Source organism: Patescibacteria group bacterium, from assembly GCA_040390045.1.
Taxonomy (GTDB): domain Bacteria; phylum Patescibacteriota; class Minisyncoccia; order Phycocordibacterales; family SIBU01; genus SIBU01.
In genome coordinates this window covers 136,323-148,764 of the sequence record JAZJZC010000003.1, presented here as the reverse complement: position 1 = coordinate 148,764, position 12,442 = coordinate 136,323, and the positions used below count along the sequence as shown (strand labels likewise).

At 42.3% G+C, this 12,442-nt stretch carries 10 protein-coding genes and 1 rRNA gene; 1 reads left to right on the top strand and 10 read right to left on the bottom strand.

Annotated elements, in window-relative coordinates; genetic code table 11:
• The 3 genes from V4467_03615 to V4467_03605 all read right to left on the bottom strand — a co-directional run.
• A 23S ribosomal RNA gene (locus V4467_03615) occupies positions 1–1,738 on the bottom strand; the annotation flags it as partial.
• A 598-nt stretch (positions 1,739–2,336) separates the two neighbouring features.
• Entirely contained in the window at positions 2,337–3,029 is a 693-nt protein-coding gene (locus V4467_03610) for a hypothetical protein (GenBank protein ID MES2088052.1), read from the bottom strand.
• Positions 3,030–3,175: 146 nt separating this feature from the next.
• On the bottom strand, positions 3,176–3,805 hold the full coding sequence (locus V4467_03605) for a hypothetical protein (GenBank protein MES2088051.1): 630 nt from the start codon (positions 3,803–3,805) through the stop codon (positions 3,176–3,178).
• A 182-nt stretch (positions 3,806–3,987) separates the two neighbouring features.
• Between V4467_03605 and V4467_03600 the strand changes: the two genes are divergently transcribed.
• Positions 3,988–4,173, top strand: coding sequence for a hypothetical protein (locus tag V4467_03600; GenBank protein ID MES2088050.1), 186 nt, complete (start codon positions 3,988–3,990; stop codon positions 4,171–4,173).
• A 181-nt stretch (positions 4,174–4,354) separates the two neighbouring features.
• Here V4467_03600 and rplL read toward each other — a convergent pair whose 3' ends face one another.
• From rplL to V4467_03565, 7 genes are all read right to left on the bottom strand, one after another.
• Positions 4,355–4,747 (bottom strand): 50S ribosomal protein L7/L12, encoded by a 393-nt coding sequence (gene rplL / locus V4467_03595; GenBank protein MES2088049.1) that lies wholly within the window; start codon positions 4,745–4,747, stop codon positions 4,355–4,357.
• Between the two features lie 73 nt (positions 4,748–4,820).
• Positions 4,821–5,306, bottom strand: coding sequence for a 50S ribosomal protein L10 (gene rplJ / locus V4467_03590; protein ID MES2088048.1), 486 nt, complete (start codon positions 5,304–5,306; stop codon positions 4,821–4,823).
• 199 nt (positions 5,307–5,505) lie between these two features.
• Entirely contained in the window at positions 5,506–6,006 is a 501-nt protein-coding gene (locus V4467_03585) for a hypothetical protein (protein ID MES2088047.1), read from the bottom strand.
• Between the two features lie 22 nt (positions 6,007–6,028).
• A complete protein-coding gene (locus tag V4467_03580) occupies positions 6,029–6,181 on the bottom strand; it encodes a hypothetical protein (GenBank protein MES2088046.1) in 153 nt (50 codons plus the stop codon).
• Positions 6,182–6,190: 9 nt separating this feature from the next.
• Complete coding sequence (locus V4467_03575) at positions 6,191–7,009, bottom strand: tetratricopeptide repeat protein (GenBank protein ID MES2088045.1); 819 nt, start codon at positions 7,007–7,009, stop codon at positions 6,191–6,193.
• Positions 7,010–7,187: 178 nt separating this feature from the next.
• The gene (locus V4467_03570) at positions 7,188–10,721 is read right to left on the bottom strand and encodes a peptidoglycan-binding domain-containing protein (GenBank protein ID MES2088044.1); all 3,534 of its coding nucleotides are present in this window, start codon (positions 10,719–10,721) and stop codon (positions 7,188–7,190) included.
• 747 nt (positions 10,722–11,468) lie between these two features.
• Entirely contained in the window at positions 11,469–12,356 is an 888-nt protein-coding gene (locus V4467_03565) for a DeoR family transcriptional regulator (GenBank protein ID MES2088043.1), read from the bottom strand.
• Between the last annotated feature and the right edge of the window lie 86 nt (positions 12,357–12,442).

The window sequence follows — 12,442 nt, the reverse complement described above, 5'->3', positions numbered from 1 at the left end:
ACCATGTGTCCATCGCGTGCGGCTTTCGCCATTCGCTTAGGCCCGACTAACCCTTGGCTGACAATCATCGCCAAGGAAACCTTGATCTTTCGGCGTGCGGGTTTCTCACCCGCATTGTGGTTACTTGTGCCAACATTCTTACTTCGGAACGCTCCACCATGGGTCACCCCTTTGGCTTCATTGCGATCCGAATACTCTCCTACCACGTAATTTTTCCGAAGAAAAATTACATCCTCAGTTTCGGTACATAGCTTGAGCCCCGATTATCTTCGGCGCAGATTCTCTTAGTGAGTGAGCTGTTACGCTTTCTTTGAATGATGGCTGCTTCTAAGCCGACATCCTCACTGTCTGTGAAAATCCACCACCTTGAGTGCACTTAGCTATAATTTAGGGACCTTAACTTGAGATCCGGGCTGTTTCCCTTTTGACTAGTGAAGCTTAGCCCTCACAGTCTAACTGCTGCGCTATGACTTTTGGTATTCGGAGTTTGATAGGTTTCGCGATCTTTCGACCTGTCGAGACCTTCCAGTGCTCTACCCCCAAAAGGAACACGCAACGCTAACCCAAAAGTTATTTCGGAGAGAACCAGCTATTACCAAGTTCGATTAGCTTTTCACTTCTTACCCCAGGTCATCCGATAGTATTGCACGGCTAACCAGTTCGGGCCTTCCTCTCGATTTCTCGAGAGTTCACCCTGCCCAGGGTAAGCTCACTTGGCTTCGGGTCTGATCTATACGACAAACGCGCTATTCACACTCGGTTTCCCTGTGGCTCCATCCTTTTGAGGGACTTAGCCTGCGCCGTATAAATCAACTCGTTGGCTCATTCTTCAATAGGCACGCCGTGACGGGCATCGCGCGAAACGCGATGTCCCGAGTACCAAGTTCATAAAGTTATAAAGTTCATCAAGTAAATACAAAATGCTTTTGCATCTGGTCTTACTTTACAAACTTTAAAAACTTGAAACTTGTAACCCGGCATCACATCCCATGTGATGCCCGCTCCGACTCCTTGTAAGCATATGGTTTCAGGTCTATTTCACTCCCCTCACCGGGGTTCTTTTCACCTTTCCCTCACGGTACTTGTTCACTATCGATCTAGAAGAGTATTTAGCCTTACCGGTTAGTTCCGGCAAATTCCTCCGAGCTATTCATGTCTCGAAGTACTCAAGAACAGTGACAGAAGAGATACTTTATTTTCACATACGGGATTATTACCCTCTTGGATGTATCTTCCCAGATACTTCTGTTAATAAAATATTTTATAACTCTCCTCGATATAAATACCGAAGTCACTGCCTTATAACCCCAACCGCATCACGCGAAGCGCGATGGCGCAAGTTAAAAGTTCATAAAGTTATAAAGTTCATCAAGTAAAATCAAAATGCACGTGCATCCTGTCTTAACTTTACAAACTTGATAAACTTGAAACTTTACAACTCGCCCATCACATTCCATGTGATGCGGTCGGTTTGGGCTGTTTCCGTTTCGCTCGCCGCTACTAAGGAAATCACAATTGTTCTCTTTTCCTCCAGGTACTAGAATGTTTTACTTCCCTGGGTATGCATTCTGAAGCAAGTTCAGAATATCCCAAATTTCTTTGAGATGGGTTTCCCCATTCGGATATCTACGGATTAACGGTTGCTAGGCACCTCCCCGTAGCTTATCGCAGCCGTGCTGCGTCCTTCATCGCCTCGTTCTAGTCTAGGCATCCACCATATGCTCTTAATTTCCTATTAGGAAATTTATATAGGTCTGGGAGACCACTCCCCCAGACCTCATATCGATCGTGTCAATTCACTTACAATGAATTAACTGATCTCTACACCACGTTCTTGTTTAATCCTGTTACATGAAATTAATTCGCCAACAGCGAAAAAATTTTGTAACAAGTTTTGTTTTACCTTTTTTCTTATACTCTTTGTTCAGAAGAATATAAGATTTTGCTTGTACATGATCTAACATATACAAAGCTCCACCTCCAGCGCTTGAAAAGACCCAACACTAACACCAACGTCTTCGCTGTGGCAGGATTCAATTTTCGAACAACAGGAATTTCAGAAACAAAAAAACCGCTTTTCCTAAGCGGGTACTAAACAAGGCCACGAAATGGCTTTATGTTCTCCGCTTTAAATTAAGTTTTTTTAACATTTTCAACAATTCGATAAGTATATAGAGAGTTCAAATAAAGTCAATACGCTAGGCAGAGTGGACAAGTTTTGGCCTTATTTTTGAGGTTTTTGAGAGTTTTTAAAGAAGCTATGTGGCGCATTTCTGCAAACAAAAATGCCCCGCGGGCAGAGCCCGCGGGGCATTTTTCAAAGATACATCCTAAAATTAATGCGTGTGTCTCTCAGAAATTTCTTGACGAACTTTTTCAATAAATCGTGATGCGGCTTCTTGTCCTCCCAATCCAAATGAGAGCCCTAGAGCAATCGCAAGCGCCACGACAATACCGGTAAACAAAGTCTGAATAAACGGAGCGGCGACACCGAGCTGAAACAGAGCGGTCAAGATACCGAAAATCCAAATGGACCAGCGCGCGATCGATCCGACAAAATTAGCTGATTTAATTCCGCCAGCTGAAGCTGCGCCAGAAACAACTTTCTGCATTGCTTCGGCAATAACCGCTGCAACCAAAATAATTAACGAGGCAACAATGACTTGCGGCAAGTAGACGAGAACCACTTGCTGGAGGAACATGTTAACCTGACTCAAACCCAAAACATCAAACGAAGCTACTAAGAAAATAACAATAATAAACCATTCAACAAGACCTCCAATAAAGGCTCCTGAGTCTAGATTGAAACCTGCACGCTTAAGAAAAATATCTACTTGAGCAGTGCGAAGCGCGTGGTCAACTTTAACCGATCGAATTATTTGCGCTACCACCTTACCTAACAAGTTGGCAACAAACCAACCGATAAGAAAGATAACAATAGCCACAATGAGATTTGGAACAAACTTTGCAAAACCCATCCAAACATCCTGAAACGAACCTTGTAATACCATACCCCAATTTTGAATCATATATGAAATTATTATAAATAATTATTAATACAGTGGCGTGAAAATTGATGATTACCGACCAGCACCAGCTCTTAACGCCTCTTTTGGTCCTTCTTAATTATATCATTTCGCTCAGGCTTAAGAACCCCACTGTGGATAAAGCGCTACTAAAGATTAGCGTTAAAATTGAGTCTGTCTAAGATAATTTTATGAGGAAAATCTAGAACATCTCTGATCAATTTGTCGTGCATAGAAACACGGTACTTAAAATCAGCCGTTTCAAACGCGGCATAGCGCAACTCTTTTCCAATTTCTGATTCGATAGTTTTTATAATATTTTCCAATGCCACCATTCGGATACCGTCTCCAACTACGAAAATATCAACACGACTATCTTCATCGCGAATAAAAATACCAGAAATAATCACAAGCTTGATTCGGCCAGCAGAATTAAGTCGCCGGATAATGTCGCCGTATCGCACCAACACGGTGTTGATCAAAAGTTCACGCATAGGAGAAAGATATGGAAAAGTGGAATTGAGAATCCAACCGCCTTCAGTCTTGCGCACCATGACCATTTTCTTTTTTCTTTTGACGGGAACAAAGTGACTAAAGCGCTTCCCTTTTATCATGTCGAGTTTTTTCATCAGGGCCACTTCGTGGCGAACTGCTGGCAAGGCCACTTTTGATCTCATGGCGATATCGCCTGAGCTGTACGTTTGGCCAGGATTAAAAAGAAAAAGCCTGAGTATTTTAACTCGCGCATCTCCTCCGAATAGTTTTGATAGGATTTCCATATTGGGAAAGGGTTTAGGGTGAAGGGTTTAGAGGAGTTTAATCTGATTATGACTAAACCCTAACCCCTACACCCTCCTTGTCCGCCATCATAGCACTAGATAAAAATTGCGCGAGGGGTTGACGAATTAAAACTTAAATGCTTTTATTGTGCTCAGTTAGGCACTGAAGATAACATTATATTATGTCGAAAAAATGTGGCTGTGAGGGATCCTGCCCAGTCTGCTTTGAAGGGGAAGTTTCTGACCATCACTGCAACCGCTGTGGACGAGACTTTTGTCCTACGTGTCACGGCATCAAACGTGGTCCGCCGAGTGAGGACATCCTTAAATGCGCATGCCGTCCCGAAGACGTGGTTCTCACCAACTAGGGGAGTGTTGGTAAAACCTCTCAACGCAAACCACTCGCAAAATTAATCTTGTGAGTGGTTTTTATTTTAAATCAAAAAACTGTACGATATATCGTACAGTTTTTTGGTTCCTTTTTCCTCCTTGGCCGAATTTTTCTTTGTTGGAAAAATTCGGCACCTCCGGAAAAGTAGAATTGAAATCTTATTTCAATTCTACTTTTCCTCCGGCCTCTTCAATTCTCTTCTTAAAATCTTCCGCTTCGGCTTTCTTCATACCTTCCTTAAGCATCTTTGGAGCTCCATCTACGAGATCCTTAGCCTCCTTAAGTCCGAGAGCCAAAACTTCTTTAACGATTTTAATAACGGCAATTTTCTGAGCACCTCCATCTTTCAACTCTACGTTGTACGAGGTTTTCTCTTCACCTGCTGCGGCGGCACCTGCGGCTGGAGCGGCGACGGCAACTGCCGCGGCTGATACGCCAAATTTCTTCTCAAGCAATTTCACAAGCTCGTTTAGATCAAGAACGGACATTGATTCAACGGCGTCCACGATTGATTTAAACTTTGCTGGAACTTCTACTTTTGTTTCTTCCATTGGAATTAATAAATTAGTGATTAATATTAAACGCCTGATGATTACATCATGCGTAAGTGTTCGCTACGCTCCCTTATACTTTCTTCTTCGCGATTCCATCGAGAACCATTACCAATCCTTGTATTGGCGAATTGATAAGGTTAACAAACTGAGCGCGGAGAGTTTGAAGCGATGGGATAAGAGCCAAAGCTTTAGCCTCATCAGCCCCAATAAACTTTCCCTCGAATACTCCTCCTAAAAGAGTAATTTTGTTTTCAAACTTTTTTTGAAATACAAACACTTCTCGTGAAGGAGCGATATCATCTTCTCCGAAGGCGATTCCGAGCTCACCAGTAAGTTCTGGCATAGTGCCTGAAATACCAGCTTCCGTCAAAGCTTTCTTTGCGAGAGACTTTTTAGCAACGAAGTATGATACTCCGGAAGCCTTCAAAGTTCTGCGAAGTTCCGTTGCGTTTGCAACAGTTAAGCCGTGGAAATTAACAAAAGCCATAGCTTTTGCAGCACCAACAGTTTTAAGCTTAGTTAAGATTTCTCCTTTCTTTTCTTTTGATATAGGCATGATTTATGGGGTATTACGTATTAGGTTTACCTAACATGTAATACCATATACTATTTTGTCGACCAAAAAGGCAGGAGGGGCGGAAAATCCGTCAAAACCTCGGTAGAACCTCTGCCACACCTATGTGGCTGTCTACTGTCTCTGGCCTTATAAGAATCAGTATACTGACACTTTAAGAATTGTCAAAAAAGAAAACCGCCTATGTACGTGTATAAAAATAGAAACCTTTTTTGATCGCCGTGGGCTTCCACGTAGGAAGAGGAAACAAATATGAAATTACCTGAGTTCCAATGCGTGTTTCTTTTGTCAGTTTATCTTCAAGCTTTTCCATAATGTAATTGATTCCAAAAACAGTGATTACTGAATAAGACGAAAAATCTTCTTCCCAAAAATTGCTATTGTGGATAAAAGCCTTCCCCACTAAGCCTTTTCTTTTTACTTTCCATCGTGACCACCACACTAGAATCGGGTTGTGCTCAAAGCCATGCGCCAAGGCTCCTGCTTCTGCCATGGCAATAACAATCCTTCCATCGCCAGATCCCAAATCAAGGGTTTTTTGGCCTGGAATAATTTTTACAACGTTCAGCATTTCAGTGAGCTTCCGCCTCTCCATCGGCAAAAAAATCGCCCCCCTTTTGAGCGACACAACTCCAACAAATCCTAAAATTATCGCGATCGAGAAAATTAAAAAACTAAACATGATATCGGTTTAGTGGGCTAAATTATTTTGCCGTTTCAACAGAAGATAGTTTATTGGCGTCGGAAATTTCCACTTGGTAAAACCCAACGCCCACCAGCAAAAGGAAACTGACAGAAATCATTCCCATGAACCCGAAAGCAAATTTTAAAAAATCTTTTTTAGAAGAATCAGACATAAGACAACTTTAGATTTCACCGGCTTCAGTGCTGAGCATAGTTTCAAGTTGAGAGCCCTTAACCAAACGCGCTTGGGCGATGGCTTTATTATAATATATTTTAGCCTTTTCCGTATCTCCAGTGCTGCGATAATGTCGAGCGACGTATACCATTAAATCGATACTTTTTGGATTATTTTCTAAGCCCTTAAGAAGGGTCGGCAGGGCCAGGCTTTGTTTTTCCTTGTAAAAATCTCTGTACACAACATACAGATTTTCATACGCATCTGGATAATCCGGCTTCAGGGCAATCACTTGAAGCCAATTTTTCTCAGCCAAGGAATAATTTTTCAAATAAAATTGGTAGAGGTCGGCCATGTTGTTGAATGGAATATAATCTGTTGGCCACGCCATGGAAACATAGGTGAAAATTTCAAGAGCCGCAGGATAATCCCCTATCATCTTTCTAAAAATTCCAAGATTAAGCCACTTTGACTCATCAGTTGAATCTTTTTTTAAATCGTTTGTGAGTGTCGTAATGTTCTGCGCGATTACTTTAAAAGCCGCATCATCAATGTGACTACTGTTTACTACAGACGCGCTCAGATCTGGTTTCTTAACATTTGCTTGAGAAGGTTTTCCATTCTTAGGATCAAGCATCGTCACTGTATAGCCTCCAGTTGAAGTGCCTGTACTTGCGACTATCGGAATGTTTTGCGTAGTTTCAGAATTTGAAAGACTATTTATAGCCGGACGATGCAAATCAGTGTAAATATAAAATGCAACCGCCCCAATTAAAATAATAGGGAGGGCAAATGTTAGTAAAATTTTCTGCCAATTATTGTTCATCGAACCATTGTATATAAATATTTCTTCCCAAGCAAGAAAAATCCCCCCGGCCGAAGGTCGGGGGGATTTTTCAAACAAGAGAAAATAAAGAAAAGCAAAACCCCTCCCGAAGTAAATCGGGAGGGGTTTGCCAGCTCATCCTTTTTGCACTTTAGATGCAATCAGGACCACAAGAAGCTTAGTTTGATCGACTCTGGCTGATGCCGTTTGAAGGCAAACCAGGAAGAGCGTAGCCGTTTGTCCAATCAACATCGTTGACCGAAGGGGTCGTGGTGCTGTTTGGTGACCAGATCAAGCTGTTAAGAGCGCTGTTTGAACCAGCGTCAGATCCAGCAACTGTAGACATGAAGTAGGTATTGCTTACCAATGGGTAGCCCGTATCACCCTTTAGGGTTGTAACTACGTTGTAGCTAGTTCCTGAAGTGGTAACCGTGCTTGCTCGTACTTCAAAGTACATAGTGTTACCAGATGCAACCTGAATGGTTGTAGTAGCACCTGCAACTGTTTGTGGGTAGATAGCGATAGCACCGTAGCTTGAACCGCCAGCACCTGTACTAACAGCTGTTGACATAAGCTGACCTCCGCTGTTCACACCTGATAGGGGTTGTGAATAACCTGAGTCAGTGAATGCAAAGATGTTAACACCACTTATAGTAACAGAAGATGTTGACAAGCTAAGCAAGAACTTAGCGATGTTAACGGAACCCTTTGTATCTGCTGTAACTTTGAATCTAAGAAGTGGTAAGTTGGCGCCGAGTCCAGAAGCAGTAATAGTATCCTGTGCAAACGAAGGGTATGACTTGAATACTCGAATACCAGTGCTTGCGATTGAAGTACTACCTGTTGAGTTAACTCGAACACCTGATCCAACACCTGTACCGTAGGTACCTGCAGTGTCGTTGGTGTCAATATCAATGTTAATCAAGTGACCAGACATCGTAACGGCCTGTGAAGTACCGATATTTGCCAAGTCAGCCTTGACTGTCAAAACCTTATCAGTATCTCGAAGAAGGTGTACTGGAGTATTTAGAGTTGATGTGGCAAATGAGTTACCACCAGTAAATACTGCGGTACCGACTTCTGTTGATCCATCAAAGATGTGAACTTGCGTTACATCAGATGATGAAGACGAAGCAGTGTTGGTCAATTTGAGAACAATTCTCTGAAGATCAACATTGTCGTTTGTAGCTTTCAATCGGAAGGCAGCTGTTGTTACACCTGATGTTCCAGCTGAAGCAACTTTGTAAGAAGTTCCAGAAGTATCTCCTGTGGCAGCCAATGTAGCTGAACCAACAGTCATGGCGAGACCTGTAGCAGAACCTGTTGCTGTAACAGAACCTGTTGAGGTAACACCTGTAACTGTAAGAGCTGTAACTTGAGCTGATGTCATATCCCAGTGACCAACGAAGGCAGTAGCGGCACCAGACACGTTACACTTAACTGAAATCGTCTTGACGGTTCCTTTCGAAATCACAAGAGATTGGTCAAGAGTAAAGGTATAAGGAGCGGCACTTGCTGTGGTGTCAGGATTGACAATGTTTGAACCTGTAGTCAAGAGGGTTGCTCCGTCGTACAGTCCACAAGAACTTACATCTGTACCTGCACCACCGGTGTAGGTCAAGGTCAATGGAATCGTTGTAACTCGAACATCTTCACCTGACTGTGTAGCATCGAATTGGAGGTTTGTGAAGGTGAAACCTTGTGAACCTGCAACTACGATTTGGGCTGAAGGATTGTTTGAAGCGGCAACGGCTAGGTTTGCGGTTCGAACAGTCATCGTGTTCATTCCGAACAAAGCGTTGGTGAGAGTCAAAGTATTACCAGTGATCTGGCCTCGTACTGTTCCCCAACCTGAAGGTGTTGTAGAAGCAATAACGGTTGAACCGTTAGTGTAACCAGTAGCACCACCAGGAAGTTTACCAACCAAAGTGTATGTTCCAGGACCTACTGGGAACGTAACTGTGTCAGTAAAGGTTACTGTTTGATCTCCGGCTGCTCCGGCTGCGCCATCAGCGGCGTTTACACCAGCGGCATCCTTAGGACCGGCAACAACTGATCCGTTCTTGTCAACCAATGAAACGCTGGTGATAACTTTCGTTGTAGCGCTTGAGTTGGATGAAAGATGGAAGACCATGCTCTGAACTGAGATTGGTTCACCCTTGATGTTTGTATCGAAGGCTCCCAAAACTTGGTTCGGAACGTTGATTGCAATGTTTGAAGCTGCACCAGCTGTCGTTGACTTACTAACAGTTGTAACTGTTCCTGCGTTGATAGTTACGATTGAACCGCCGTAGAACGGAGTTGAAGTCGTGAACTTTGAACGTGAGGTTGAAGTCAAAGTACCAGTTGAGTTTGGTGTAGCTGTAACACCGAAGTTGTAGGTGTTTCCTGAAAGGTAGAGGTCTGAAGCGTTGTAGAGGTCAAACTCTACAGTTCGGTTTGCTGAACCTGAACCAACGATATCACCTTGGATGTAGAATTCTTTTGAGAATCCTTTCTGAATGGCGATGCCATTTGGGAAAAGAGTCGTGTAGTACTTACCGTCGGCTGAAACGATTGTTGGGTAAGAAGTACCATCAAGAACTGTTACAAGATTAGCGATATCACTTGCTCCGGCTGAACCTGTCTGGTTCCAGCGAACTGACCAAAGGGTAACATCTTCTGCTGAACCAGCAGTAACTTTGATACCAGAGAATTTAACTCCTGTATCACCGATACTCTTATTGAGGTTTGAAGCTGGATCGTACTGTGAAGAGTACAATGTTGCTGTACCTAGAGTAAGAGAAGAGTTCATGGTTTGAGCTGCACCGGTGATTGGAAGCGAACCAGTGACAGTAGCTGAAGTGTTAACTCCAACAACAGTCAAAGTTGCAACCTGTCCAGAGTAGCTTGATCCACTTGTTGGCATGTTGCCAGCAACGGTCAATGTTCTTGAAGTGCCTCGTGGAATCACGAATGGGTCACCCAAGGTTGTTTGGTGATTTGAGTTGAAAGTCTTTGATGTACCAATCTGAAGACCTTGTTCATCGATGAGAACGATGCTAGCGAAGGCGGCATCTTGTGCCAAACCTGTTCGCTGGATTGTCAATGAATTGACAGTCACATCGCCATCATTTCCTGCAGTCAAGGTAATCTTGGTGAATGGAACACGAGATGCACCGTTAGGAGCAATCGTGGTGGCTGGTTGAACTGGACTTGAAACGGTCAAACCTGTTCCAGGAGTTGGAGCAGGATTGTTTGGATTGCCCGGATTGACTACAACTGTAGACATCGCGTTCAATACCGCTCGAGTCTTAGGTCCAACATAACCTAGGACTGGGGTGATTCCCTTCTTGGCTTGGAACTTCATTACGGCTGCTTTTGTAGCAGGACCGAAGGTTGAAGTTTCATAACCAGGAGCTCCGGCTGATGCGCCAGATGCTACTTGAGTGTCAGCACTCATGTTGAGAACCTTTTGAAGATTCATAACATCAGTACCTTTACTTCCTACCTGAAGATCAGTTAAGAAAGTAAAGCCTGTACTCATTGATGGTGTTCCTTGAATAGTTGAAAGTTGTGCTTGAAGACCAGTGATGGTTGCGAGCAAACTTGCAATTTGTGCTGTTAGATCTGATACGGTGTCAGCTTTTACGGTGACCGCGAAAGCCAAACTTAATGCCAAAGAGGCACCAATCAAACCTGCAACAAATTTCTTTGTTTTTGTCTGATACATAAATAATTGTAATTGCTAATTAATAATTCCCCTACCAATTTTCTTTAACGAATAAAGCTAATAATTTCGAAAGGGAAATTATGCTACGTGATATTTAGTGGTTTTTGTTTCGACTTAAAACTAATCACTAAATATCTGAATTAATACGCGACCCTCGATCTCTTAAAAAAATCGAAGGTCATTTCTATTACTGTTTCAACTTTCACTAATCTCGCAAATCTCATACATCGACACAAGAACTGCGAGCTAGTTGGATAGGTTAATTGGAATCTCAATCTTTAACTAATCGAGCGCGGAAAATGTAGTTCAGAAAATTTAAATCTGAGTCGCTATTAAAATTTCAAGGTGCGAATTTACTTTCAATTTCAGTCTGTAAAAACCGATAATTGCTTCTGTAAAGACACTGACAACTAGATTACAAAAATTGCAATCTAGTAACATTTCCTGTACCTCAGACAATTATACATCTAACCAGCCCAATGACACAAAACTAGATATGTGGATAACTCCAATACGGAGCTTTTATTGAGCCTGATTTTAAGTTTTCTCGCGACCGAACATAGCCCTAGGGATATATTGCACAAATGGAGCCGAAAAGTCAATTAATCCATAGTCAGCAGAAACAGCACTCTTGGGTCAGAATATGCCGGAAATATGGACCAAAACTAGCTTAAATTAGATACTCTATAATGTGACCAGAAAGTACACTTCAGTTTTATGACCTTTATAAAAAACGTGCTCAAAAAATTATTGAGCGGAATGGAATAGAGAGTAGCGACTCCATCGCCGGTCACCCACTTTTTTAAGGACACCCTGACTGACCAACTTCAACAAATCCCGCTGAATTGTTTTATCACTGCAACCTTTGATAATTGAGCTAAAATCTTTTATATTAAGGTTATTTCTAGTCTTTAATAATTCGATTATTCGGTTTTCTCTTTCAGAACCGCTGAGGGATTGATTGCCGACTTTAGAGACATGGTGTGTTCTATCAAGATTGCTTTTGTCTTTTATTACATTGTTTGTTTTTTCTTGTCCTTTGTATGTCTTTTGTTGCAAAATTTTGTTATCCGTTGAATGCTCGGAGTCCTTGATGTGACCTTCGGGAGATTGTGTCGGATAGATAAGTTGTGCGGACTGAGCTAACAAATCTCTTTTCAACTCGGTAGGTGGTACTGTAAAAAAATCAGGCCCCAACGAAGCTTTGTGTTCCAATAAAACCTTGGAGCTAAATCCGTTGGCTTCAATCACCTCGAGTAAATTCTCCAACTCCTTTTTAAGAATGAGAAAATTCATTTCTGAAAGTGACCCTGAAACATACGCGACTTCCAAAGTCGAAAGAAGCTTGATGAGATCGGTGACCAACAACTGGAGAAGTTCGACCCGATCTTTCTGAGCTGAGGAAAGAGACAAAACTTGAGCTACAGCATGCAGTCCCAAACTCCTCAACTGCCATTTGAGAGGTTCTTCGTCTGAAAGCGAATTGGTCACCAAATACAACGCGGAAACAATTCTTTCAGATTTTTTGTATACAAAAAGTAAGTAGTTGTCCTTTGTAAAAAGCCTTAAAACAAGGTTATTTACAACATTTTGTCCTTTATTTGAAACTTCTGTGTCCTTTTTGTTGTCATCCATAGTCTTTTACTTGTCTTTGAGATTTTGAGCCGTGATTTTGAAAATCCTTTATGTCCCTTAAGTCACACTATAGCCTTGAAGAATAA